Source organism: Shewanella sp. ECSMB14101, from assembly GCF_000773485.1.
GTDB classification, from domain to species: Bacteria; Pseudomonadota; Gammaproteobacteria; order Enterobacterales; family Shewanellaceae; genus Shewanella; species Shewanella marisflavi.
In genome coordinates this window covers 280,012-306,800 of record NZ_JSFF01000001.1, presented here as the reverse complement: position 1 = coordinate 306,800, position 26,789 = coordinate 280,012, and the positions used below count along the sequence as shown (strand labels likewise).

12 protein-coding genes are annotated in these 26,789 nt (G+C 54.1%); 8 read left to right on the top strand and 4 right to left on the bottom strand.

Features of this window, described 5'->3' with window-relative positions; genetic code table 11:
* Positions 1-355 precede the first annotated feature (355 nt).
* From NY07_RS01355 to pfaD, 5 genes are all read left to right on the top strand, one after another.
* Positions 356-1,210: a helix-turn-helix domain-containing protein gene (locus tag NY07_RS01355; RefSeq protein WP_033537532.1), complete on the top strand. Its 855-nt coding sequence runs from the start codon at positions 356-358 to the stop codon at positions 1,208-1,210.
* Positions 1,210-9,729, top strand: a complete 8,520-nt coding sequence (locus NY07_RS19115; RefSeq protein WP_081953746.1) for a type I polyketide synthase — start codon at positions 1,210-1,212, stop codon at positions 9,727-9,729. The genes NY07_RS01355 and NY07_RS19115 overlap by 1 nt, the downstream gene beginning before the upstream one ends.
* Complete coding sequence (locus NY07_RS01340; RefSeq protein WP_052125445.1) at positions 9,726-11,861, top strand: PfaB family protein; 2,136 nt, start codon at positions 9,726-9,728, stop codon at positions 11,859-11,861. The genes NY07_RS19115 and NY07_RS01340 overlap by 4 nt, the downstream gene beginning before the upstream one ends.
* The gene (locus NY07_RS01335) at positions 11,861-17,665 is read left to right on the top strand and encodes a hotdog fold thioesterase (RefSeq protein ID WP_033537531.1); all 5,805 of its coding nucleotides are present in this window, start codon (positions 11,861-11,863) and stop codon (positions 17,663-17,665) included. The genes NY07_RS01340 and NY07_RS01335 overlap by 1 nt, the downstream gene beginning before the upstream one ends.
* A gap of 122 nt (positions 17,666-17,787) precedes the next feature.
* Positions 17,788-19,410 carry an eicosapentaenoate synthase subunit PfaD gene (gene pfaD, locus NY07_RS01330; protein WP_033537530.1) on the top strand — a complete coding sequence of 541 codons (1,623 nt, stop codon included), beginning with the start codon at positions 17,788-17,790 and terminating at the stop codon, positions 19,408-19,410.
* A 144-nt stretch (positions 19,411-19,554) separates the two neighbouring features.
* On the opposite strand, the gene NY07_RS01325 is transcribed toward pfaD, so the two are convergent.
* Both NY07_RS01325 and NY07_RS01320 read right to left on the bottom strand, forming a co-directional pair.
* The gene (locus NY07_RS01325; RefSeq protein WP_033537529.1) at positions 19,555-20,271 is read right to left on the bottom strand and encodes a hypothetical protein; all 717 of its coding nucleotides are present in this window, start codon (positions 20,269-20,271) and stop codon (positions 19,555-19,557) included.
* Between the two features lie 111 nt (positions 20,272-20,382).
* A complete protein-coding gene (locus tag NY07_RS01320; RefSeq protein ID WP_033537528.1) occupies positions 20,383-22,701 on the bottom strand; it encodes a penicillin acylase family protein in 2,319 nt (772 codons plus the stop codon).
* A 151-nt stretch (positions 22,702-22,852) separates the two neighbouring features.
* Here NY07_RS01320 and NY07_RS01315 point away from each other — a divergent pair, with 151 nt between their 5' ends.
* Entirely contained in the window at positions 22,853-23,104 is a 252-nt protein-coding gene (locus NY07_RS01315; protein ID WP_033537527.1) for a hypothetical protein, read from the top strand.
* 128 nt (positions 23,105-23,232) lie between these two features.
* Positions 23,233-23,370 (top strand): hypothetical protein, encoded by a 138-nt coding sequence (locus NY07_RS19495; protein WP_157704951.1) that lies wholly within the window; start codon positions 23,233-23,235, stop codon positions 23,368-23,370.
* 65 nt (positions 23,371-23,435) lie between these two features.
* Here NY07_RS19495 and NY07_RS01310 read toward each other — a convergent pair whose 3' ends face one another.
* Positions 23,436-24,023, bottom strand: a complete 588-nt coding sequence (locus NY07_RS01310) for a hypothetical protein (RefSeq protein WP_033537526.1) — start codon at positions 24,021-24,023, stop codon at positions 23,436-23,438.
* Between the two features lie 406 nt (positions 24,024-24,429).
* On the opposite strand from NY07_RS01310, the gene NY07_RS01305 reads away from it, so the two are divergent.
* Positions 24,430-25,242 carry a molybdate ABC transporter substrate-binding protein gene (locus NY07_RS01305; protein ID WP_033537525.1) on the top strand — a complete coding sequence of 271 codons (813 nt, stop codon included), beginning with the start codon at positions 24,430-24,432 and terminating at the stop codon, positions 25,240-25,242.
* A gap of 51 nt (positions 25,243-25,293) precedes the next feature.
* Here NY07_RS01305 and NY07_RS01300 read toward each other — a convergent pair whose 3' ends face one another.
* Positions 25,294-26,631 (bottom strand): M20 metallopeptidase family protein, encoded by a 1,338-nt coding sequence (locus NY07_RS01300; RefSeq protein ID WP_052125444.1) that lies wholly within the window; start codon positions 26,629-26,631, stop codon positions 25,294-25,296.
* Positions 26,632-26,789 lie beyond the last annotated feature (158 nt).

The window sequence follows — 26,789 nt, the reverse complement described above, 5'->3', positions numbered from 1 at the left end:
GCCACTAAAAATCGTGTTAGCTGCAAACAAAAACAGAGAGTTGTAATCGGTCTATTAACAACCAGTATAGGCCTGTAAACAGCAAGGACTTTTGATCGAGATCACGCTTTAACTCACAGGAAGAATTTTGCCAACTTTCGCCACAAATAGTGAACATGTGTAAGCCAAAATAGTAGCTTTGATGACTTTTAAGTCCCAGGTGATTGTATTGGTCAGCAAGCTACTGTAGTCTGCTGCTCTATTAGCGATAGAACAAACGGCCAGAGGCGAAAATACCTAGGGGAATTCGTCCTCGGTAACATAGGCCGATTTATGATTTGTCCCAATAGATTATTGATGGAAACCGATAATATCTATGCGCGAAAAGCCCAATCACAAGACGCCGCCCGCCGAGACCCATTCTAGCGGGGGTAAACTGAGCGCCAGTGAGTACCGGCACAAGAATGCCACCACCACGCCCGAGATGAGGCGCTTTATTCAGGACTCAGATCTACCTGTGAGTCAGCTGGCAAAAGTGCTCAATATCAGCGAGGCAACGGTGCGTAAATGGCGCAGGCGTGACTCGATCAACGACACGCCCAATACGCCCCATCACCTCAATACCACGCTGACCCCTATGCAGGAATATGTGGTGGTCGGCCTGCGCTATCAGCTTAAGATGCCCCTGGACAGACTACTGAAGGTGACCCAGGAGTTTATCAATCCCAATGTGTCACGCTCTGGACTCGCCCGTTGCCTCAAACGTTATGGCGTATCGCGCATCGGCAGTATCGAACCCCCTCAGGTGCCCGAGCACTATTTTAACCAGCTACCTATCGCTCAGGGCAGCGACATAGTCACCTATACCTTAAATCCAGAGACACTGGCTCGCACCTTAGCCCTGCCCCAAGCAGATGGCGACAGCGTGTTGCAGGTGGCCTCGCTCACGCTACCGCCTCAGCTCACAGACGCACAACCAAATTCTGTATTGCTGGGCATAGATCCCGATAGTGACTGGATCTACTTAGATATCTATCAAGACGGTAATACCCAGGCGACCAAGCGTTACATTAAACATGTACTGCGCTTTGGCCCCTTTCATCTGCGTAAGTTATTGGTGCGCAACTACCACACATTTTTACAGCGCTTCCCCGGTGCCACCATGGCACAGCTAACACCCGGCGCTGACATTCAAACACCTGAGCTTCAGGTGGTTAACGGAGACTCATAATGAGCCAAACCGATACAACAAGCTCGACGCACAGCGAAGACAAGCGACTCAATAAGCGTCTAAAAGATATGCCCGTTGCCATTGTTGGCATGGCCAGCATCTTTGCCAACTCGCGCTATCTCAACAAGTTTTGGGATATTATCTGCGACAAGATAGATGCCATTACCGAGGTGCCAGACACCCACTGGCAGGCAGAAGATTACTATGATGCCGACAAATCCACGCCCGATAAGAGCTACTGTAAGCGTGGCGGTTTCATGCCTGAGGTTAACTTCAACCCTATGGAGTTTGGTCTGCCGCCCAACATTTTGGAGCTCACCGACACCTCGCAGCTGTTGTCTCTCATTGTGGCCAAAGAGGTACTCGCCGATGCTAATCTGCCTGGCGACTATGACAGAAACAAGATAGGTATCACCTTAGGGGTGGGCGGTGGTCAGAAGATCAGCCACAGCCTCAATGCCAGATTGCAATATCCTGTGCTCAAAAAGGTTTTTAAACACAGCGGCATCAGCGACGCCGACAGCGAGATGCTGATCAAGAAGTTCCGGGATCAATATATCCACTGGGAAGAAAACTCTTTCCCCGGTTCGCTGGGTAATGTGATCGCCGGACGTATCGCTAACCGCTTCGACTTAGGCGGCATGAACTGCGTAGTCGACGCTGCCTGCGCCGGCTCTCTGGCCGCCATGCGTATGGCGCTCAGCGAACTCGTAGAAGGCCGCTCTGAGATGATGATCACCGGCGGCGTCTGCACAGATAACTCACCCTCTATGTACATGAGTTTCTCCAAGACCCCAGCCTTTACCACCAACGAAACGATACAACCATTTGATGTCGATTCAAAAGGGATGATGATAGGCGAAGGGATTGGCATGGTAGCGCTTAAGCGTCTGGAAGATGCCGAGCGCGATGGCGATCGCATCTATGCGGTGATCAAAGGCGTTGGCGCCTCATCGGACGGTAAGTTTAAATCTATCTATGCACCGCGCCCAGAAGGCCAGGCCAAGGCACTGAAACGCGCCTATGATGATGCGGGATTTGCGCCGCACACTCTCGGCCTTGTCGAGGCTCACGGCACTGGTACCGCCGCTGGCGATGTGGCCGAATTTAACGGCCTGACCTCTGTGTTTAGCGAAGGCTGCGACAGCAAACAACATATTGCCCTGGGGTCGGTGAAATCTCAGATAGGCCACACTAAGTCCACTGCGGGTACCGCTGGCCTTATCAAGGCGGCGCTGGCGCTACACCACAAGGTGTTACCGCCCACTATCAATGTGAATCTGCCTAACCCTAAGCTAAATATTGAGCAGTCACCCTTCTATCTCAATACCGAGACCCGCCCTTGGCTGCCGCGTCCCGATGGCACGCCGCGCCGCGCCGGGATCAGCTCTTTCGGTTTTGGTGGCACCAACTTCCACTTTGTGCTCGAAGAGTACCAGAGCGAACATAGCCGAGATCAGGGCAAGCTGACCCAATTCCGCCAGCGCGCCGTGCCTCAAAGCTTGCTGATCAGCGGCGCCGATAAGGCTGACCTGCTCAAAAACCTGCGTCAGTTGTTAACGGCAAACGCAAGTGAGTCTCTGGAAATCCTGGCCAAGCAACACCCGCTGCGCGCCCTGACGGCCGATGCGCCGCGACTGGGTCTGGTTGCACGAGACAGAGATGAACTCAATAAACTACTGAGTCAGGCCGAGGCCAAATTACAAGGCGATGACCAGGCACAATGGTCACTACCGGGAGGCGTATATTACCGCCGCGCCGCGCCAACAGAGGCTAAGGTTGCCGCCCTGTTTGCCGGTCAAGGCGCCCAATACCTCAATATGGGGCTTGAGCTTGCCTGCCACTTCCCTGAGATGCGCGAGCAATTTGTACTGGCCGACAAGGTGTTTGCCAGCCAGGATAAGACGCCGTTGTCGCAACTTGTGTACCCGGTGCCAGTCTTCACGACTGAGGAGCGCAAGGCACAAGAGGCATTACTGACCAATACCGCTAATGCCCAGAGCGCCATCGGCGCCATCTCCATGGGGCAATATGCTCTGCTGAGCGCCGCGGGCTTTGAAGCCGATATGGTCGCCGGCCATAGCTTTGGTGAACTTAGCGCCCTGTGCGCTGGCGGCGTGATCAGCCTGGAAGACTACTACCAGCTGACATTTGCCCGTGGCGATGCCATGGCCAGCCAAAGTGCCGAGGGTGCCGATCGCGGTGCCATGTATGCCATCATCACCAAAACCGCCGAAGATCTGACTCGACTGGAATCAACCCTTACCGCCTTTGAGGGGGTTAAGGTCGCCAACTACAACGCACCGACTCAGCTGGTCATCGCAGGTCCAACCCAGGCCACGGCGCAAGCTGCCAGCGCCCTGAGCGAACTCGGCTTTAAGGCGATTGCCCTGCCAGTTTCCGGCGCTTTCCACACCCCACTCGTGGGCCATGCACAGGCACCTTTTGCCAAGGCGATCGATAAGGTGAAGTTTACTAAGCCGCATCGCCCTGTGTATGCCAATGCCAGCGGTGGTCGCTATGCCAATGTCGCCAAGACCATCAAGAGTGAGTTTAAGCAGCACATGCTGCAATCGGTGCGCTTTAGCGAGCAGTTAAAGGCGATGTATGACGATGGCGCGCGGATATTTGTCGAGTTTGGCCCTAAGAATATTCTGCAAAAATTGGTCGAGGGTACCTTGAGCGAGCAGCTTGATTCCATCAGTACCATCAGCCTAAACCCTAACCCTAAGGGCGACAGCGACCTGCAACTTCGCCAGGCGGCGATTCAGCTGGCCGTCAACGGCATAGCGCTCGAGCAACTGGATCCCTATTGCGCCGAGCCGGCGCCGATTGAGCCAGCATCGCCAATGAACATCACCCTCAACGCGACCAACTATATTAGTCCGGCGACCAAAGCCAAGATGGAAAAGTCACTCCATGCAGGCACCATCTCTTCCAATACCCTGATCGAAGAAAAGATCGTGGAAGTGGAAAAACTGGTCGAAGTTGAAAAAATTGTAGAAGTAGAGAAGATAGTGGAAAAATCAGTCCCAGCACAGCAGGTCTCTCCGGCTCAAACAGCCATCGAGAGCCACACCCAAGCAAGCAGTCAGCTACAAGCTGGCAATGGCGATGCCCTGAGCCAATTCTTCGCGGCGCAGCAACAAACGGCCCAGCTGCATCAGCAGTTCCTCGCCATTCCTCAGCAATATGGTGACACCTTCACTCAGCTGATGACGGCGCAAGCTCAAATGGCAGCCGCTGGTGTGGCGATCCCTGAGAGTCTGCAACGTTCAATGGAGCAGTTCCACCAACACCAGGCCCAGACACTACAGAGCCATACCCAGTTCCTTGAGCTGCAAGCCCAAAGCCATCAAAGCGCCTTAAGCCTGCTCAGCCAAGGAGCTGTGGCTGAGCAGGCGAGCACGCCTAGCCAGGTTGCATTCACGCCAGCATCGACTCCGGCGCCAAACCCAGTAAAAGCCACTGTGCCGCCGGCCGCGCCAGCAGTTACGCCAGCACCTCAGGTACAAGCGACGGTTAATCCGCCAGTGGCTACACCTGCTAAGGTGCAGCAAACTGTGCAGCCTATCGCCCCTCAACCAATGGCACCAGTGCAATCACCTGCCATTGAGCCAGTGAGCACTGCACCAAGTGTTAACCTGGGCAGTGAACAGGTGCAGCAGACCATGCTAAACGTTGTAGCCGATAAAACCGGTTACCCAACCGAGATGCTGGCCCTTGAGATGGACATGGAAGCCGACCTTGGCATCGATTCTATCAAGCGGGTGGAGATCTTAGGCACAGTACAAGATGAGCTGCCAAACCTACCCGAACTCAGCCCAGAAGATTTGGCCGAGTGCCGCACCCTGGGTGAAATCGTCGACTATATGAACAGTAAACTGTCCGCCGCAGGCGCTCCTGTTCAACAAGCCGCAGGTTCTCATAGTCAACAAGCCGCAGGCGCTAAGAATAGCGCGCAGCCAGCAGTACAAGCTCAAACAAGCACCGCAGCAGTCAACGGTCTTTCATCTTCACAGGTGCAGCAGACCATGCTGAACGTGGTGGCCGATAAGACAGGTTACCCAACCGAGATGCTCGCCCTTGAGATGGATATGGAAGCCGACCTTGGCATCGATTCTATCAAGCGGGTGGAGATCTTAGGCACGGTTCAAGATGAGCTGCCAGGACTGCCTGAACTCAGCCCAGAAGATCTGGCCGAGTGCCGTACCCTAGGTGAAATTGTTAGATACATGAACAGCAAACTACCGGCCGCAGATGCCCATATTCAACAAGCGAGCGCTACGCCTGCTAATGACTTGTCATCTTCACAGGTGCAGCAGACCATGCTGAACGTGGTGGCCGATAAGACAGGTTACCCAACCGAGATGCTCGCCCTTGAGATGGATATGGAAGCCGACCTTGGCATCGATTCTATCAAGCGGGTAGAGATCTTAGGCACGGTTCAAGATGAGCTGCCAGGACTGCCTGAACTCAGCCCAGAAGATCTGGCCGAGTGCCGTACCCTAGGTGAAATTGTTAGATACATGAACAGCAAACTACCGGCCGCAGATGCCCATATTCAACAAGCGAGCGCTACGCCTGCTAATGACTTGTCATCATCACAGGTGCAGCAGACCATGCTGAACGTGGTGGCCGATAAGACAGGTTACCCAACTGAGATGCTCGCCCTTGAGATGGATATGGAAGCCGATCTTGGCATCGATTCTATCAAGCGGGTGGAGATCTTAGGCACGGTTCAAGATGAGCTGCCAGGACTGCCTGAACTCAGCCCAGAAGATCTGGCCGAGTGCCGTACCCTAGGTGAAATTGTTAGATACATGAACAGCAAACTACCGGCCGCAGATGCCCATATTCAACAAGCGAGCGCTACGCCTGCTAATGACTTGTCATCATCACAGGTGCAGCAGACCATGCTGAACGTGGTGGCCGATAAGACAGGTTACCCAACTGAGATGCTCGCCCTTGAGATGGATATGGAAGCCGATCTTGGCATCGATTCTATCAAGCGGGTGGAGATCTTAGGCACGGTTCAAGATGAGCTGCCAGGACTGCCTGAACTCAGCCCAGAAGATCTGGCCGAGTGCCGTACCCTAGGTGAAATTGTTAGCTATATGAACAGCAAACTGCCAGCTGCAGGAGCTCATGTTCAACAAGCCGCCGCAGGCGCTATGACCAACCAACAGCCGACATTACAAACACAAACGAGCACTACGCCTGCTAATAGCCTGTCATCAACACAGGTGCAACAGACCATGCTGAGCGTGGTGGCCGATAAAACAGGTTACCCAACTGAGATGCTGGCCCTTGAGATGGATATGGAAGCCGACCTTGGTATCGACTCTATCAAGCGGGTCGAGATCTTAGGCACAGTGCAGGATGAGTTACCAGGATTGCCTGACCTCAACCCAGAAGATCTGGCCGAGTGCCGTACCCTGGGTGAAATCGTCGCATATATGGCAGGCAAGCTGCCCGCAGCAGGCGCTATGAACAGCCAACAGCCAGCCGCAGGTGCTCATAGTCAACAAGCCGCCGCGGGCGCTATGACCAGCCAACAGCCGACAGCACAAACTCAAGCTGGCTTGTCATCATCACAGGTGCAGCAGACCATGCTGAGCGTGGTGGCCGACAAGACAGGTTACCCAACTGAAATGCTGGCCCTTGAGATGGATATGGAAGCCGACCTTGGTATCGACTCTATCAAGCGGGTCGAGATCTTAGGCACAGTTCAGGATGAGCTACCGGGACTACCGGATCTCAACCCAGAAGATCTGGCCGAGTGCCGCACCCTGGGTGAAATCGTCGCTTACATGAATAGCAAGCTGCCCGCCGCGGGCGCTCATGGCCAGCAAGCCGCCGCGGGCTATCATGTTCAACAAGCCGCCGCAGGCGCTATGGCAGAAACGACAGGCAAGCAAGAGGAGAGCGCCGCGGTTACCCAGGTGCAAGCCATCTCCGCCGAACCTGTAGTCGAGTTACCGCCTCACAGCGAGGTGGCGCTAAAAAAGCTTGAAGCGGCGAAGCCTGATGCCGAGGGTTTCGCCGCCAATGCTACCCTGGTGATCCAAGATGATGGTCACAATGCCGGGGTACTGGCCGAAAAACTCAGCAACAAAGGACTCAATGTCGTGGTGGTGCGACTTCCTCAGGGGATGCCACAGTCACCGCTAAGCAGCGCCGTGTCTAGCGTGCAGCCAAAAGGGTTAAGCGAAGCCGACATTCAGGAGACCATGGCAGAGATCCTGGCCGAGCATGGCGCTATCACAGGCTTTGTTCACCTGCAGCCCATGGCTGACAGTGAGGCCACGCCAGCGCTTTCGCTAACCGAGACAGGGTTTAACCATCTCAGCTCAGCCTTTTTATGGGCTAAGCACCTGCATGGTCAACTGAGTCAACAAACTGGACGCCGCTGTTTCTTCAGCGTCAGCCGTATCGATGGCGGTTTCGGCTACCTATCACCTGAACTGCTGGCCAAGAGTGAGCTCAATCAGGCAGCACTGTCGGGCCTGACTAAGACACTAAGCCACGAGTGGCCTGAGGTGTTCTGCCGCGCGCTGGATCTCGCCCCAACGATGAGCGCCGCTCAGCTGGGCGATGCCATAGTAGCTGAGTTATTCGATGCCCAGACCCAGCTTAGCGAGGTGGGGCTCAGTGTCGATACCGACGGACAATTGTCCCGCCACGCTTTACGGCCAGGGCAGGCAGCGATACACACCCAAGCCGCCAACCTAGACAGTACAGATAAAATACTGGTGACCGGGGGTGCAAAAGGGGTGACCTTCGAATGCGCCTTAGCGCTGGCCAAGCGTTGTCAGTCACACTTTATCCTCGCAGGTCGCAGCCAACATCTCTCGGCGACAGAAAGACCAAGCTGGGCACAAGGTAAGTCTGTCGATCAACTCAAGCAGGCTGCTATCGCCCATATTATGGCTAGCGGTGACAAGCCAACGCCTAAGCAGATAGATGCCTTAATCTGGCCGATCAAGAGCAGCCTTGAGATTGACGCCGCCCTCAAAGCCTTCGAGGCGGTAGGTGCATCGGCCGAATATCTCGCCATGGATGTGACCAACAGCGAGTCTATCACCCATGCGCTGGGGATCATCACCCAGATAAGCCCTATCACAGGCCTTATCCACGGCGCAGGTGTATTGGCCGATAAGCATATTCAAGACAAGCAGCTCGACGAGCTAGCGCGTGTTTATGGCACTAAGGTCAGAGGCTTACAAGCTCTGCTCTCTGTACTTGATATGACCCAGCTTAAGCTGGTTGCCCTCTTCTCTTCGGCGGCGGGTTTCTATGGCAACACAGGCCAGAGTGACTACGCCATGGCGAACGAGATCCTCAACAAGGCGGCACTGCAACTGACTCAGTTAAACGAGCAGACCAAGGTGATGAGCTTTAACTGGGGCCCTTGGGATGGCGGCATGGTCAATCCTGCGCTGAAGAAGATGTTTGTCGATCGCGGCGTCTATGTGATCCCACTGCTGGCGGGTGCCGAGCTGTTTGCCACCAAGCTGCTAAGCCCAAGTGGCGCGCAGTTGCTGGTAGGCAGTGATATGCAAGGCAACACAGCTAAAGCCGATGAGGCAAGTTCAGTAAAAAAGCCTGATGCGGATGAGGTGCACGTCGCACAGCATCCGCTGCCGCCTGTCACCTTAACGCGCCAGTTAACGCCCGCGACCATGGCCTTTGTCTCAGACCATGTGATCGGCGGTAACCCGGTATTACCGACGGTTTGTGCTATCCAATGGATGCGTGAAGCCGCTCGGGCGCACATTGGCGCCCCGGTAAAGGTGCGCAGCTATAAGCTGCTCAAAGGCATTATTTTCGATACTGAAGCACCGCAAAACTTAGTGCTAACGCTAACCCCTGAATATAAGGGCGATAGCCTGACGGCCATTCAGGCCTCAATAAGCAGCGAGGGACGGCCGCAGTACCAGGCGAGCCTTTGTTTGATGGATAGCGAGGACAGCTCGGCGCCAATCGAGGCCTTCGAGGGGCAGTACAATGGCGAGGCGGTGACCGATGCCAGCACGCTCTACAGTGACGGCACCCTGTTTCATGGGCCAAGACTGCAAGGATTGGATAAGGTACTGAGGTTCGATGAGCAGGGCCTTATCGCCTCTGTTAGCCTGCCCCAGGTGCGCGAAGCCGACTGCGGCGAGTTTGTACCTAGCCTAAGTAGCGCAGGCTGTCAGCCTTTTGCCGAGGATCTCTTGCTCCAAGCCATGTTAGTCTGGGCAAGGCTCAGCTATGGGGCGGCCAGTTTGCCATCGGCCATCGACGAGTTCATCAGTGTGCAGCCGATTCACGGCGGCGAAACCGGCTATATCGAGCTGAACGTGGTCAAGAGCAATCGCAGAAGCCTGACGGCCGATGTGTCGCTTTACCATCAAGATGGCCGCCTGAGCGCCCTGATGAAAGGAGCCAGGATCACCATCAGCTCAACCCTCAATGCCGCCTTCGTGCCACACGGCGCGCGCGGTGAAACGGCCAACGAGGAGGCGACGCAGTGACCCAGGAGTTTGGCCAAAAGGTAAGCAATGCTAACGCTAACAGCGAAGGTGCTACCCCACTGCGGGTAGCCCTCTTGCTGTTGCCAAAAGATGCAGCCTTGCCCGATACCTTAGCCAATCAGCCAGTTCGAGAGCTGCAAGTTGACCAAACTGAGACTGACCTTACTGAGAATAAGCTGGCTCAGACGCTAGAGCAAGCAGTGAGCTGGGTCGCCACAGGCGATCTGGTTTGCCTGCAAGGCGCCCAGCAAACATTGCTGCTGATGCCAGCGCTCAAGGCAGCGCGGCACAAGCTACACCCTCATGCCCATCTGGCGGCGCTGCAATATGGTCAAAGCCAGAGCAGTGCACAGCAAGGCGCGCTGGCACAGGCCAAACGCCAACCGGATAGTGTTCAGTGCAGAGTGCATATCAATGACATGAACAAGGGCTTCGACGCCTTGTGTCGCCTGATCGCTGATATTGCACAGCGAACCATTAGGCGTTCAGATACTCGGCGTCACTATTGGTTTACCGAGCCCTATCAAGGGCGAGTGGCGACGCTTACCCTGGAGAATACCCAGCCTCAGCAAAGGAAAGCGCAAACTCATCTGGCCATGGTGCTGACACAGGGCACAGGCCGGCTCAAGGCGCGTTCGCTACTATCGGCCAGCCAGCTGTTCTTTCTGCTACCCGGTAGCAGTGAAGCCGCGCTCAACCAAGGTCTCTGGGCCCTGGCGGCGGCCTTGGATAAGCTCGCCTTATCACAGACCGAGCCCTTAGCGCGGGAGATGGCGATCATTGAGCTGATGCAGCAAAATCTCGATGCCTTTGTCACCAGCGGTCCGACACGTTTTGTGATCGGTTTACAGGCCATAAGTATCGAGGCGCTTGGGCAGGAGATCACCGCCATGAGCCAGGCGCTGGCCAAGATCTGTAAGGAGAAAGGGGAATACCGTACGCCATCGGGTAGCTATTTCAGCGCCGCGCCGCTGGGTCAGGCCAAGCTGGCCTTCGTTTATCCCGGCGTTGGCACCATCTACCCAGATATGCTGCATGAGCTGCACAGCTACTTTCCGGCCCTGTTTAGCCGCTTGCAGCAGCAAGGAGATCTCAAGGCGATGCTGCAGGCCGATATGATCTATCAAGAAGATAAGGCCGACACTCAGCAGATGCCTCTAAGCAAGATGGCCATTGCCGGTGTGGGCGCCAGTTACCTGCTGACTAAGCTCTTGGTGGATGAATTTGCAGTACAGCCTCACTTTGCCCTGGGTTACTCCATGGGTGAAGCCGCCATGTGGGCAAGCTTGGATGTGTGGCAAGATCCCCATAGCTTGATCGATAAGACCCTGAGCGATCCCCTGTTTACCGAGGAGATCTCAGGTCCGCTCAAGGCGGTTCGTCGTCACTGGCAACTGTCAGAGAACGACCCTCTCGAATGGAACAGTTTTCTGGTGCGATGCCAAGGCGATGATATTCAGCCTTTGCTAGAGCGTTACCCCAGAGCCTATCTTGCTATCACCCAGGGGGATACCTGCGTGATCGCTGGCTGTCAGGCCAGTTGCCAGGCCCTGTTACAGGAACTGGGTAAGCGTGGCATAGCCGCCAATCGAGTGACCGCCATGCATACGCCACCGGCCTTAAGCCTGCAGTCGCAGGTGCAGACCTTCTATCATCAGACTCTCATGGCCGAAGCCGCCGAGCATCCGGTCAAATTTATCAGCGCCGCCAGCCTCATCGATGGCCAAGATGGCGCCGTCAACGAGACTCAGGCCCTGAGTGCCGAAGCTATCGCAACCTCGATAGCCAAGACCTTCTGCCATCGCCTCGATTTTGAGTCGCTCATCCAGAGCGCAACCCATCAGGGCGCAGCGCTATTTGTCGAGGTCGGTGCCGACAGACAAAACTGCACCCTGATAGATAAAATTCTAAAAGCCAGCGAGACACCCCACGTCAGCGTGCCGGTCAATGCCCGCGGCGCAAACGAGGTGATCACCCTGCTCAAAGCCTTGGGCACACTGATCAGCCACAGAGTCCCCGTCAGCCTCACTGTGCTGCAACTGGGACTCAAGCGTGAACTGGCTAAGCTGCAACAGCGCAGCGCTCAAGGTGAGCCCCCGCTCGCCAATACCCTATTTCAAGAGGAAGTCTAATGCCTTCAAATGAAGCGCCTTCTGCCAAACAAGCGCCAAGCAAGACCCGAGGTCATGGCAAGATTGCCATCGTGGGTCTGGCAAACCTCTACCCGGACGCCAAGACCCCTAAGCAGTTTTGGCAAAACCTGCTCGACAAACGCGACTCTCGCACCCAACTCAGCGATGACAAGCTCGGCGCCCATTTAGCCGACTATCGTGGCGAACAGGGCGAGGCCGATCGCTTCTACTGCGATAAGGGCGGGTATATTGAAGATTTTCACTTTAATCCCTATGGCTATAAGCTGCCGCCCGAACAACTTCAGGGGATGGACGATAGCCTGCTGTGGGCGCTAGACACCAGTCGCAATGCCCTGCTCGATGCGGGCATTGCCCTGGACTCTCCTCAGCTATCACGCTGCGGCATCATCATGGGCACCCTCTCTTTCCCTACGGCAAAATCGAATGAGCTGTTTCTGCCCCTCTACCATAAGGCGGTAGAAAAAGCCCTTAAGCAGAAGCTGGCCTGTCCAGACTTCAGCCTGAGCGACTACAACGCCCATAGTCCGGCTGCCACCACCTTAGACGTTGCCAATGGTGCTATTGCCCACAACACCTCTAAGCTAGTGGCCGACGCCCTTGGCCTTGGACGCGTTCAGCTTAGCCTAGATGCCGCCTGCGCCAGCTCAGTCTATTCGCTGAAACTGGCCTGCGACTATCTCAATACAGGCAAGGCCGATCTTATGTTGGCGGGTGCCGTCTCCGGCGCCGACCCTTTCTTTATTAACATGGGCTTCTCCATCTTCCACGCCTACCCAGAGCATGGCTTCTCGGCCCCCTTCGATCGTAATACCAAGGGGCTGTTTGCCGGAGAAGGCGCTGGGGTACTGGCACTCAAACGCCTCGAAGACGCCGAGCGTGATAATGATAAGATCTACGCCATTGTCAGCGGCATCGGCCTGTCTAATGACGGCAAGGGACAGTTTGTGCTCAGCCCCAACAGTAAGGGGCAGGTCAAGGCCTTCGAGCGTGCCTATCGCGACGGCGGCGTCGATCCTAAACATATCGAAGTGATCGAATGCCATGCCACGGGCACCCCGCTGGGAGACAAGGTAGAGCTGGCCTCTATGGAGCAATTTTTTGCCCCTAGGCTCGAAGGTGCAAGCGCGCCCATGATAGGCTCGGCCAAGTCCAACTTAGGGCATTTACTTACCGCCGCAGGCATGCCAGGGATCATGAAGATGATCTTCGCCATGCGCCAGGGCGTGTTACCACCGGGGATCAACCTCAGTGAGGCCATCGAATCGCCAAATGGCCTATTTGGCGCTCATACCCTGCCCAGTCAGGTGACGCCTTGGCCAGTTAAGGCCGATAACGCGGCGCGATTAGCCGGGGTGTCGGTATTTGGCTTCGGCGGCTGTAATGCTCATCTGTTGTTAGAATCCTATACGCCCACAGAGTGCGAGCCTTCAACCACAGTGACATCGCCGCAGTTAACTGCGCCTTGTCACAACGGCTCGACACCGCAATTTGTGATCAGTGGTATTGCGGCGCATCTTGGCCCTCTTGGCAGCATTAACGCACTCGACACCTGTATTCGCCAAGAGCAAGAGGCCTTTGTGCCCCTGCCACCAGCGCGCTGGAAAGGGTTAGATCAGCACCCAGAACTGCTAGCAAAATTTGGCCTCGACTCGGCCCCCCAAGGCGCCTATGTAGATAGCTTCGAGCTGGATTTTCTGCGCTTTAAACTGCCTCCCAATGAAGACGATCGCCTTATCGGCCAACAGCTGATGCTGATGAAAGTCGCCGACGAAGCGATACGCGACGCAGCGTTACAGCCAGGGCAAAAAGTGGCCGTCTTGGTCGCCATGGAGACAGAGCTGGAACTGCACCAGTTCCGCGGACGGGTAAACCTGCACACTCAGCTCAAACAGAGTCTGGATGCCATGGGCGCCAGCCTGAGTGACAGTCAGTATCGCGAGCTTGAGGCCTTAGCCATGGACAGCGTGCTCGACGCCGCCAAGCTAAACCAATACACCAGCTTTATCGGCAACATCATGGCTTCGCGTATCGCCTCCCTGTGGGACTTCAGCGGTCCGGCCTTCACCATCTCCGCTGGCGAGCAATCTGTGGGCCGCGCCCTGGATGTGGCGGAAAATATCATGGTGCAGGAGCAGCTTGATGCCGTGGTGATCGCCGCGGTCGATCTCTGTGGCAGCCTGGAGCAGGTGATGCTGAAAAATGCTATCGCCCCCGTGGCCAGTCAGAGCCATCCAAACGGCTGGCGACTGGCGGAAGGCGCCGGCGCCCTGGTGCTGGAAACCTCATCTCACCAAAGCCAGCGTGGCGCTAGCGCCTATGGCAAGATAGAGAGCCTCAACTTTGGTCCTCAACACCAATTGCCGCGCCTGTGCGATGAGCTATTGACTCTCAATGGCACAGATGCCGATCAGATCTCACTGGTCGAGATGAGTGTGGCGCCTTGCAGCCAGCATCAGCCCCAACAACTGATGGCAGAGCTGCCTACGGCGCAGGCTCGTCTGGTGCAGAGCGACCAACAACTGGGCCACAGCTTTGCCGCCGCCGGCATGACCAGCCTTATCGCCACACTGCTGCGCATGACACAAGAAAACGCGGACAATGCCCTGGTCGCCAACTTCAGCGAAGATCAGAGCGCCTTGGTGCACCTTACTCAAACCCATACCCAACGCAGCGCGCTGACCCAAAGGCTAGACCAGGATCTCACCACCCATGAGGGGCGTAGCCTGATCAAGCGGGTCACCCTGGGTGGACGCGGCATCATAGACCACATACTGACCCAGCCGCTGACGCAACTGTCAGCGCTGCAAGATAAGTTGGCCGCGGCCAATGGACAAGTTCAGACTAAACCGAAAAAAGTGGCCAAGCTTATAAGCTATTTAGGCCAGGTTAATTCGAACACGACTCAAGAATCACAGTTTGCCACGCCGTCGATGACAGGCGATGCAACAGGTAACTTACCCACTATGACCCAGCATTCAGCTCAGCCACCAGGCTCACCGATCAGCAACCCTGATCTCAGCGCCTTTCATGACAATCAACAAAAGGCCCGTCAGGCCCATCTCGCTTTCCTCAAGAGCCGTGAATCAGGCCTGAAAGTGGCCGACCTGCTGCTTAATCAGCAACTGGCCCAAGCCATAGGTAGCCCATCGGCGTCAGCTGCGGCCTCAAGCGTCACCCAGATGCCACTCAGGCCAAGGCATGATCTGGTCTCGCCCTACCGCGCGCCAGTTCCGGCCCATAAGCCCTGCATCTGGGACTACCATGATCTGGTGGAATACGCCGAGGGCGATATTGCCAAAGTATTCGGCCCAGAGTATGACGTCATCGACAGTTATTCACGCCGTGTGCGCCTGCCCACCACAGATTATCTGCTGGTATCACGGGTCACAGAGCTTGATGCCAAACTGGGCGAATATAAGCCCAGCACCATGACCACGGAATACGACATTCCAGTGGATGCCCCCTACCTGGTCGATGGTCAGATCCCTTGGGCAGTCGCGGTGGAATCGGGTCAGTGTGACCTCATGCTAATTAGCTACCTGGGCATAGACTTCGAGAACAAGGGCGAGCGAGTCTATCGCTTGCTTGACTGTACCCTCACCTTCTTAGGGGACCTACCCCGCGGCGGCGATACCCTAAGGTATGAGATTAAGATCAACAACTTCGCCCGAAATGGCGATACCCTGCTGTTCTTCTTCTCCTACGAATGTTTCGTTGGCGATACCATGATCCTCAAGATGGATGGCGGCTGCGCTGGCTTCTTCACCGACGCCGAGCTGGCTGACGGCAAAGGGGTGATCCGCACCGAAGAGGAGCTGCTGGCTCGCAGCCGCGCCGCTAAGCAGACCTTTAATCCACTCCTGGACTGTCCGCGCAGCCAATTTGATTATGCTGCGATCCATAAACTCTTGTCGGCCGATATTCAAGGCTGTTTCGGTCCATCCCACGCAGGCCCGGCGCAACCCTCACTCTGCTTTGCCTCCGAGAAATTCTTGATGATCGAAGAGGTCAGCAAGATAGAACGAAACGGCGGCGCCTGGGGCCTTGGACTGGTCGAAGGCCATAAGCAGCTCGAGCCTAACCACTGGTACTTCCCTTGTCACTTCAAGGGGGACCAGGTGATGGCCGGCTCACTGATGGCCGAAGGTTGTGGCCAGTTACTGCAGTTCTACATGCTGCACCTTGGTATGCACACCCAAACCCAAAATGGTCGTTTCCAGCCTCTGGAGAATGCCTCGCAGAAGGTACGTTGCCGTGGTCAGGTGCTGCCGCAATCGGCCCGTCTCACCTACCGTATGGAAGTGACCGAGATAGGCTTTAGCCCACGCCCTTACGCCAAAGCGAATATCGATATCTTGCTTGATGGCAAGGTGGTGGTGGACTTCCAGAATCTGGGGGTAATGATCAAAGAAGAATCTGAGTGCACCCGCTACCCAGCTCTCGAGACGAAGCAAGGCGCTACACAGGCCAAAAACGGTCAAGGTGTATCAGCCAATGCTCCGCTGATGACTAATGCTCCGCTGATGACTAATGCTCCGCTGATGGCTCAGATCCCCGATCTCAACGCCGAGCCCAACAAGGGGGTGATCCCGCTAACGCATGTGGAAGCGCCTGTCATCCCGGATTATCCAAATCGAGTGCCAGACACTGTGCCTTTTACGCCGTATCATCTGTTCGAGTTTGCCACCGGCGATATCGAAAAATGCTTCGGCCCAGAGTTTGCCATCTACCGCGGCATGATCCCGCCGCGCACTCCTTGTGGTGATCTGCAGCTCACCACGCGTGTGATAGAGGTTAACGGCCAGCGCGGCGACTTCAAGCGCCCTGCCAGCTGTATTGCCGAATATGAGGTCCCCAAGGATGCCTGGTATTTCGATAACAACAGCCATCAGGCGCTGATGCCCTACTCTGTGATGATGGAGATCGCCCTGCAGCCAAACGGCTTTATCTCAGGCTACATGGGCACCACACTCGGTTTCCCTGGTCTCGAGCTCTTCTTCCGCAACTTAGACGGTAGTGGCGAACTGCTGCGTCAGGTGGATCTTCGCGGCAAGACCATAGTTAATGATTCACGCCTACTCTCAACCGTGATGGCTGGCACCAACATCATTCAGAGCTTTAGCTTCGAGCTGAGCACAGATGGTGAACCCTTCTATCGTGGCACAGCTGTGTTTGGTTATTTCAAGGCCGAGGCGCTTAAAGATCAGCTGGGATTAGACAATGGTAAGGTCACTCAGCCTTGGCATCAGGCCAAAGGGATAGCACCAGATATCAAGGTCAACCTGCTGGATAAACAGAGTCGTCACTTCAATGCGCCGACAGGTCAGCCCCACTATCGTCTGGCAGGCGGCCAGCTGAACTTTATCGACAGCGTCGAGATTGTCGATAACGGCGGCACCCACGGCCTGGGCTATCTCTACGCCGAGCGCACCATAGATCCTAGCGATTGGTTCTTCCAGTTCCACTTCCATCAGGATCCTGTAATGCCTGGTTCATTAGGCGTTGAAGCTATCATAGAAACCATGCAGACTTATGCCATCAGCAAAGACTTGGGCGCCGGGTTTACCAACCCGAAATTTGGTCAGATCCTCTCCAATATCAAGTGGAAGTATCGTGGTCAGATAAACCCACTGAACAAGCAGATGTCGATGGATGTCAGCATCACCTCCATTAAAGAGGAAGCCGGTAAGAGAGTGATCACAGGTAATGCCAGCCTGAGCAAGGATGGCCTGCGGATCTACGAGATCACCGACATCGCGATCTGCATCGAAGAAGCGCAGTAATTAAGGGGATACTGAGCGGACCGATATCCGGCTCAGCCAATAATCATAATAAAAGCGGCTGGCTTAGGAGAGGTGCAAGGCACTGCCTAAGTCGGCCATCATTAAATAAGGTTCTTGTTTAAATGAATCCAACTACCGCAAACGAGCAGCTTTCACCTTGGCCATGGCAGGTAAGCGACAGCAAGATAAGCTTTGACAGCGCCACCATGGCGAGCCAGCTTAAAGATTTCAGCCGCGCCTGCTATGTGGTCAACGATGGCGACCAAGGCGTAGGTATCGCCACAGAGGCCAGCCTGGCGACAGGCGAGCAGGCAACCGGTCATCCTGTCAGCGCCTTCACCCCGGCACTGGGCACAGAGAGCCTGGGCGACAGCAACTTCCGCCGGGTTCACGGCGTCAAATACGCCTACTACGCCGGCGCCATGGCCAACGGCATCTCATCAGAAGAGTTAGTGATCGCCCTGGGCAAGGCGGGGATCTTATGCTCCTTTGGCGCGGCAGGTTTGATCCCAAGCCGAGTCGAGCAGGCAATCGAGCGTATCCAAACCGCGCTACCTAATGGCCCCTACATGTTTAACCTGATCCACAGCCCCAGCGAGCCTGCGCTCGAGCGCGGCAGTGTCGAGCTCTTCCTTAAACACAAGGTACGCACAGTAGAAGCCTCGGCCTTTCTGGGACTAACACCGCAAATCGTTTACTACCGCGCCGCAGGCCTAAGCCGCGACGCCAACGGTCACGTCATTATCGGCAACAAGGTGATTGCCAAGGTGAGCCGCACCGAAGTAGCAGAAAAGTTTATGCAACCTGCGCCCGTCAAGATGCTGCAAAAGCTGGTCGATGAAGGCCTGATCACCCATGATCAGATGGCAATGGCTCAACTGGTGCCCATGGCGGATGATATCACCGCCGAGGCAGACTCAGGTGGTCACACAGACAACCGTCCTCTGGTGACTCTGCTGCCCACCATCCTAGCGCTTAAGGAGGAGATCCAGGCCAAGTATCAATATGAGACGCCCCTGCGCGTGGGTTGTGGCGGTGGCATTGGTACCCCAGATGCGGCCCTGGCCACCTTTAACATGGGCGCCGCCTACATAGTCACAGGCTCCATCAACCAAGCCTGTGTCGAGGCTGGCGCCAGCGACCACACCCGTAAGCTGCTGGCCACAACCGAAATGGCGGATGTAACCATGGCTCCGGCCGCAGACATGTTTGAGATGGGCGTTAAGCTACAGGTCGTCAAGCGTGGCACCCTGTTCCCTATGCGCGCCAATAAGCTGTATGAGATTTACAGCCGCTACGACTCGATAGAGGCGATACCCGTTGATGAGCGCGACAAGCTGGAGAAGCAGGTGTTTCGCGCGAGCCTGGATGAGATCTGGGCCGGTACGGTTGCTCACTTTAATGAACGCGATCCTAAGCAGATAGAGCGCGCCGAGGGTAACCCCAAGCGTAAGATGGCGCTCATCTTCCGCTGGTATCTGGGGCTGTCTAGCCGCTGGTCAAACACAGGTGAGCAAGGCCGTGAGATGGACTATCAGATCTGGGCAGGCCCCGCACTTGGCGCCTTCAACCAATGGGCCAAGGGCAGCTACCTGGACGACTACAGCAAGCGTCACGCGGTGGATCTTGCCAAACACCTGATGTATGGCGCCGCCTATCTAGCGCGTATCAACGCCATCAGCGCCCAAGGGGTCAAGCTACCGGCCGAGCTATTGCGCTACAAACCGCTTGAGCCACTGGCTTAACGCTTCTCTTCAGCCATAAAAAAGCCACCCTAGCGGTGGCTTTTTACGATAACCATTCAAGTCTTATACATTCAATATGAAAGGTTAATAAAAACAACCTGAAACAATAGAATCTATTTATAACAAAAAAATCAAAAAGACGAGTTAGGATTGAAATGAAGAAAAAGTTTTTAGGTAGTCTAGTTTTTTCTTCACATTTTTATGAGAACGTCTAACTATATTGATGAGCAGGCCAAACCCATTTTGGAAAAATATCAGATAGTTACGCTTACCTCCTTCTCCCTGAATGAGTATGCACTCTCCTTTTAAAATGAGTTCGGCATTAGGGTTTTTCTTAAGATCTTCAATAGGATCTGATTCATGAATCATACTATAAGAGCTCGAAATAGAATCTATCATTCTTTTATTAATCAAATTGAAATCAACCATAAAAAGAGTTGTATTCAATGTTTTTTTATATGTTCTAAAATAAAGCCCCTTAGCTAAATATAAAACATACGAATCTAATTCATTCACCGTAAACGGCATAGTCATTTCATAGTTTGTACCATTGAAAACAGTAGAATCTATCATCTTTTCAAATCTTTGATTTTCCAACTTTTTCTTTTTAGCATTAGCAATGGCCTGTAGAGCAATATCGGGATCACTAGCCTGTATTTTTGCAATAAAACCAATTATGTAGTCCATTCTACTCTTGTTTAAATTGCACCTTCTGCAAACATAAAAATCCGCTTCAGCATAATTTCTTTTCTGGGTCAAAGCTGCATTCGGAATCAAATGCTCTCGCGAACGACAAGTTTGACTATTCTCTTCTTTGGTTAACTTAACATTACAATAACCACATAATTGATTTTGAATCATCAGTTGAATTTCCTTACTCTTTGTTAACTGTTTGACCAATCCACACTCTCAAAGTAAGTGGCCAATATACAATCAGTAATGCAACTTAAATTAACATTCTAGCTGCGCGCCTTAGCCTTGCTTTTGGCTTGGCACTAAGGTCAAACTCGCCTCTATCTCAGCAGGAAGCAGCGGCGTGACTGCGCCGCGAGCATATTCACCAAATCCAGCCCGGTAATATTTCGACAAGGGATGACCAGATTGACCGCCTGGTATCGTCATGATGGCGCGCTCTTCATATCCTGGCTGCACGATAAAGCGCTGGGAGGCGCCAAAACTTTTGCGCTGCACTGCTGGCATAAAGGTGTCACCAAAGCCCGCCACCTGAGGCATATCCAGGAAACGACTCAAGAACGGCATCTGACGACTAAAAGGATGCTGTATTGCTAGGGTATTAACCCGCCCCCAGTTAAGCGCGCTCAGCTCGCCATCGTCACTGTACTGGCTAAGCAGCTTATCACGGGCGGCGACATAGCTGGCGATCACTAACTCATCCCAGCTGGCGACCTCTTTGGGTAGCCAGTCGCTGGGCGCTTGTTTGAGCAGTTGCCAGATACCAGGCTCAAGATAACGTTTTAGCACCGCCAGGCTCAGTTGCTCCTTGGCCAGCTCGGCTTCGATGGGGGCAAAGGCGCTGTTAAGGATCTGACTGCGAAACGCTTTTACCAGGGTAAAGCCGACAGACTCGGCGCAGGCGCAGCCCTGCCAGTCTCTGATCTGTACTATATCCTTGGCGAAGCGCTTGGGCTCACGCATCAAAGCATCTAACAGGTAGCTCTGCCAGGGACGATAGAAGCGCGCCTCGTTATCGAGCTGAATCCGATAAAAATCGCCCTCATCGAACTTCTCCTGCTCCAGCAATCTGTCACGGATCTGCGCGCTTCTGGCCCCCAGGGCATAACCACCATCGCCGAAACGCTGCGCGTCATGGGTCGACATCACTCTGGCGTTGGCACTCCATAACCGGCCGCCGGGCGGATCCAGACGCGAAGGCAACTCGCTATCCCTTTGCTGCCACTTCGCCCACTCAATCTGCTCGCTTGTTAGTGCGATATCACTGGTCAAGGTTCTGGCGGGCACGGCGCCCGCGAGCTGCCATCCGGCGTGACCTTGACTGTCGGCCAACATCAAATTCTGCACCGGAATCCCAAAGCCGCTGGCCATTGCCAGTCCCTCAGGCACGTTATCGACCTGCTCCAGCGCCATCAGCTCCATGTTGACCGCATAATCCTGATGGGCCACCCAGGCGAGCGCATAGGCTTGATCGCCTTTTTGCAGCACAGGGCCAAAGCGCGACAGCTTGATGGCAAAGTCCACTTCCCTCTTTGGTAGCTTGATCGTCTCGTTGACCACCTCAAGCGGCTCGTCACTGTCCAGCGCCACCCAATCGGCGGTGTCGATATAGGCATTGGTAAAGCCCCAGGCCAGTCTACCGTTGCTGCCCACCACTATAGCTGGCGCGCCAGGCAGCGACACCCCGGTGACCTGCACGGCATTGCCCTTAGCATCAGGATAGTTAAGCTGCGCCCGATACCAGATGATGGGCACGGCAAAGGAGAGGTGCATATCATCGGATAACATGGCACTGGCGGTGTGGGTCATCTCACCGGTAACCGCCCAGTTGTTACTGCCCACCTCAATCGGCTCATCTATCATCAGCGCCAGACGCTGGGCCAAAGAGGTGTCAGCCAAAGAGGTCATACTCGGGACAGGCGGCGGATCAGAGGGAAACAGACTGTTATCCAGCGCCGCCTGATAATTTGAGGTCTGGGTAATAAAGGCGCGCATTTCGCTGCCGAAGCGGCGCTCGATATGATCTAGAGTCAGGTCACGCTTGAGGCTGTTGCCTTGCAAGTCCAGATACATGCTGTAGATCACCAGCAGGCTGTCGGCAGGTTGCCAGGGCGCAGGCTTGGCGTGGGTCAGCAGATACTCGAACGACTTAAGGGTCTGCGCCGCCAACGCCTGATTGACGCCATCGGCATAGCGCTGCAACAACTGCTGCTGAGCCGTAGGCAGTTGCCCATAGATACGCTTGGCGCGTTGACGAAGTTGATGAAAACGGCGCGACTTATCCAGCGCCAAGGCGGGCTCACCAAATAACTCGGCCAACTCACCGGCTGAATTTCGCCTTAGCAGATCCATCTGAAAGAACCTGTCCTGACCATGAGCAAAGCCCAGTGCAAAGGCGACATCCTGGCGATTCTCACCATGGATCACCGCAGTGCCAAGACGATCTCTGTCTATGGTCACCTTAGCCGCTATCTTGCTACTGCTCACCTCGCCAGACAACTTAGGCAGACTTAAATGAAGCGCCACATAAACCGAGATAGCAAGCAAAAAAAGTAAAAAGAGAAATGTAACTAATAGAGGTTTTATTATTTTTATCATGAAGTAACGTCAATCCTTGAACCCAGGCCACTACTATAGCCAAGTTAGGTTAAGGTTAACAAGCAAACAAACCTCGACATCCCAAGGTGCCATTCGAGTTAGTCCGCGATACCTGTTAACCTTGCTTCATAGTTCATCATCTTTTAAACCTATGGCAAGACCCAACAAGAAAGCACCGGAGCGCACGGTCGAGATCTTTTGCGCCAAATGCAAGTCCAGGCTGTTTAAGTATCGTAAAGGGGGTAAAGGCGCCTTGGTCAAATGCTTTAAGGAGCGGATTATCGAGGACGATACCCATACTCCCTGTCACTGCCCCCAATGTGATCAGTGTTTTGCCAGAGAAACGCTGATACGCGGTGTTCCAGCGTTTAAGATCATTGGCGGTAAGGCATTGATGAAATAGTTAAACCAAGAAAAGATTTAACATGAATGCCACTTTATTATGGCAAGATCTAAAGCTAATATATAACGCAGGATGAACGGACAGTCTCTCGGGTATTACATTCCCGGGAAGGTGACTAAAGGATGAGTATGAATTCACTAATTAAGGTATGGAGCGCCACCCCAGAGCTGTTAAAACCTCTTTTAGCACTGGCGGTACTCGGATTATTAGGCATGACGGCATTTTTTTTTGGCCAACTGATCGGCCTGTTGCTTTACCAAAGCTAACCTGATTGAGACAAATTAACTGGCGCCAAGACTGCCTGCCTTGGCGCTCATGACCTTAGATCAGACTATCCTTTGTTCTGCATAAAATCTTCACTGAAATCGGTAGGCCAGTATTTATAACCTTGCACCGTTGCCTGAGCTGCTGCCCCCAACAGGTTAACCTGATAGGTTTTTACGCCATCGACATCCACAGATTGATTGGCAGACACTTGCTCATCATTTTCCTTATATTTCGCACTGGCTTCAGCCTGTGCCTGTCCCTCATAGCCTGATTCTTTAAATCTTTGCAGAGCATCTCGCTTCATAAAGGCTTGTACAAAGGCAACCTGCTTCCAACCTATACCCGCGCCAACGCCCCCAGTTGCGAAACGGTAGTAACTGCTTTTACCACCCTCATTAAGTACACAAACCCCGCCGCCAGTCGACAAGGCAAACAGGTAGCTATTACTGCCAGTGCAAACCACATGGGCAATTGAGTTAGCTACCGCTTTTTTTGCACCAGGATGCTGAGCATAGATGCTGCCTAGAGCCTCTTGTGTCTCCTTGCGAGCATTAGCTTTCTTCGCCTCAGGCGTATTACCCGTTGCGCACCCGGCAACAAGTGTTACTCCAATAAAGGCCATAAGTATTTTTTTTGTCGAAAATGTAAACATAACAACTCTCTTTTAACGCGAAAACCCAACACGCAAAACAAACTTAACCAGTTGATAAAAAAGGGAAAAAATGAATTTTATAAAGGGCGTAGTATATTCAGCCACAGCGTCATTGCAAACCAAACATTCAAATGTGAGAGCTCGGGGCCAAACCTTTCGACTTAGCTCGTAGATAAAACCAAAGCACGGGAACAAAGAAATTGCAGGCATAAGACAAACGTGAATGAGTAACCCAAATTCAGGAAGCTCAAGACAGACTCCCTCTAGTGCGCGACATTTTGTCTCGCCACCAGTTTAATTTAGCGATCCGTGCGACAAAGTCTAACTTATCTCTGATCGGGCAATTGCTGCTGCCCTTATCTGATGATTTGATATGGCATTCAATGAGTAATAGGGAATTTTCTTCATGAAGTATCAGTGGATTCTGGGCACACTTTTCATTGCCGGCTCCGGTTTTAGCAGTCACCTCGCCGCACACGATGTCGCAATCGAATTTCGCGCCGCAGGCAGCCTAAAGGCCGCGATGACGGAAATAATTAGCGCCTATCAAGGCAAGACTCACGCAGTGGTGACAGCAGATTTTGCTCCCTCTGGATTACTGCGAAAGCGGATCGAATCTGGCGAAAAGGTCGATCTGTTCGCCTCAGCCAACATGAAACATCCAACAACCCTGAGTCAGGCATCACTAAGCGGCGATGTGGTGATGTTTGCCCGCAACAAACTCTGCGCATTAGCCCAGCCTGAGGTTGAGCTCAGTAGCGATAACCTGCTTAACCAGATGCTAGATAACAAGATACGCCTGGGCACCTCAACCCCGAAGGCAGATCCCGCTGGCGACTACGCCTTTAAAGTGTTTGAACGGGCGGAGCAGGTATCTGTCGGCGCCCAGAAACGGCTTGAGGCAAAGGCGCTGCAGCTAACGGGCGGCCCTGACAGCGCCAAGCCTCCCAAGGGGCGTAATCCTTATGCCTGGGTGATGGAAAACAAACGGGCGGACATTTTTCTGACTTACTGCACCAATGCCGTACTGGCCCAGAAAGAAGTAAAACCTCTTAACATAGTGCAACTGCCCGACCATTTGAGTGTGGGGGCTAACTATGGCTTGACGGTGATCCGAGAAGCACAGCCTCACGCTGCCGAACTGGCGCTATTTATTCTGTCGCCTCAAGGGCAAGAAATTCTGGCCAGTTACGGCTTCGATACACCAACCCTCCCCTAACTCTTTAAATCTGGCCGGGAATTTCACCTCCCGGCCTCTAGCCCTTGGCTGCTAGTGGTTAAACAGATCGATCGCCGCCCGGCTCATCGCCTGTACTCCCGCCTCCAGGCTCACCGGATAGTCGGGCGCAAACTTACTTGAGTGCAGCGAGGGCAAAATCGCACCCGATACCTGACTGGCAGCGTAGTCATCCGCAGGCACAGCCCCTAGCCAAAACAGGGTAATGGGGCGCTTCTCTGGGGTTAGACCATACAAGCCAAAATCTTCTCCAGCCATCACAGGCGATGCCTCCCAGACATTGTCATCCCCAAGCTGCTTAGCAATACTCGCCTTCACCAAGGCGGTTTGATTCGGGTCATTATAGGTCGAGGGAATGCTCTCCTCTTGATGCACGTAAACGTCTGGCCACTCGGTCTCGTCCAGTCCTGCACTGCTGGCGATCCCCTGAGTAAGGCGTTTGATGGCGGCGATCTGCTGCTCACGCACCTTAGGATCGTAAGAACGTAGCGTAAGTTGTAACTTCACCTCGTTGCCTATGATGTTATGTTTCGAGCCACCGTGAATTGAACCAACAGTGATCACATTGGGTGCCAAGGGAGACACCTCGCGGCTGACGATAGTTTGCAGCGCCAGCACAATGCGCGCCGCCAATACCACAGGATCGACCGTTGTATGCGGATAGGCACCGTGACCACCACGCCCCTTGACACTGATATCCACAGAATCGACATTCGCCAGGGCATAACCCGGGGCGATGGCCACCTTACCAGCAGGAACAGAGGCACTGACATGTAGCCCCAGAATATGATCAGGGAGTGGGAACTGACTAAACAGTCCCTGTTTCAACATGGCTTTAGCCCCGCCGCCCACCTCTTCGGCAGGCTGGGCCACCAGCATCAAGGTCCCCTGCCATTTATCCTTTGCCTTGATCAGCTGCTGAGCCGTCCCCACCAGATTGGTCATATGCACATCATGGCCACAGGCATGCATCACACCAACTTGATTGCCCTGTGCGTCTAGAGTGGTGACCTTAGAGGCATAGGCTTTACCCGTCTCCTCGACAATGGGTAAGGCATCGGTATCGGCGCGGATCATCACGGTCGGCCCCTTGCCGTTGCGATAGATGCCTACTACGCCATGGCCACCAAAATCACGGGTAACCGACATCCCTAAGGCGTCAAATTCGGCGGCTATTCGCGCCGAACTTTGCTGTTCGTGATAGGAAAGTTCAGGGTGTTGATGCAGCTCGAGATAGAGGCTGGAGAGCGCCGGCATGGCTTGCTTGACCGACTGCGCCAACTCGTTGCCTTGCGCCCAAAGGCTTGGGCTCACGGTCAGAGCAAACAGGGCGCCCAATAAACTGGGCTTATGGATGATTTGGCCTAACATTGTTAACTCCCTTGCCGAAAAATGGTCCGAAAGAGATCCAGCATAACCACTCTTTGCCATGAAACCAATCTGTTAGCCATGAATTAGCAGGCAAAGCGCCACAGCAAAGAAAGGCTTACCTTACTCTCCCTTGCCATTTGCCTGGCAAATCGGTAGTT

Bases quoted from the DNA above. Each gene is read 5' to 3' on its own strand.
- NY07_RS01355 (WP_033537532.1), top strand. From the start codon at position 356: ATGCGCGAAAAGCCCAATCACAAGACGCCGCCCGCCGAGACCCATTCT.
- NY07_RS01310 (WP_033537526.1), bottom strand. From the start codon at position 24,023: ATGTTTACATTTTCGACAAAAAAAATACTTATGGCCTTTATTGGAGTA.
- NY07_RS01335 (WP_033537531.1), top strand. From the start codon at position 11,861: ATGCCTTCAAATGAAGCGCCTTCTGCCAAACAAGCGCCAAGCAAGACC.
- NY07_RS19115 (WP_081953746.1), top strand. From the start codon at position 1,210: ATGAGCCAAACCGATACAACAAGCTCGACGCACAGCGAAGACAAGCGA.
- pfaD (WP_033537530.1), top strand. From the start codon at position 17,788: ATGAATCCAACTACCGCAAACGAGCAGCTTTCACCTTGGCCATGGCAG.
- NY07_RS01325 (WP_033537529.1), bottom strand. From the start codon at position 20,271: ATGATTCAAAATCAATTATGTGGTTATTGTAATGTTAAGTTAACCAAA.
- NY07_RS01315 (WP_033537527.1), top strand. From the start codon at position 22,853: ATGGCAAGACCCAACAAGAAAGCACCGGAGCGCACGGTCGAGATCTTT.
- NY07_RS01300 (WP_052125444.1), bottom strand. From the start codon at position 26,631: ATGTTAGGCCAAATCATCCATAAGCCCAGTTTATTGGGCGCCCTGTTT.
- NY07_RS19495 (WP_157704951.1), top strand. From the start codon at position 23,233: ATGAATTCACTAATTAAGGTATGGAGCGCCACCCCAGAGCTGTTAAAA.
- NY07_RS01305 (WP_033537525.1), top strand. From the start codon at position 24,430: ATGAAGTATCAGTGGATTCTGGGCACACTTTTCATTGCCGGCTCCGGT.
- NY07_RS01320 (WP_033537528.1), bottom strand. From the start codon at position 22,701: ATGATAAAAATAATAAAACCTCTATTAGTTACATTTCTCTTTTTACTT.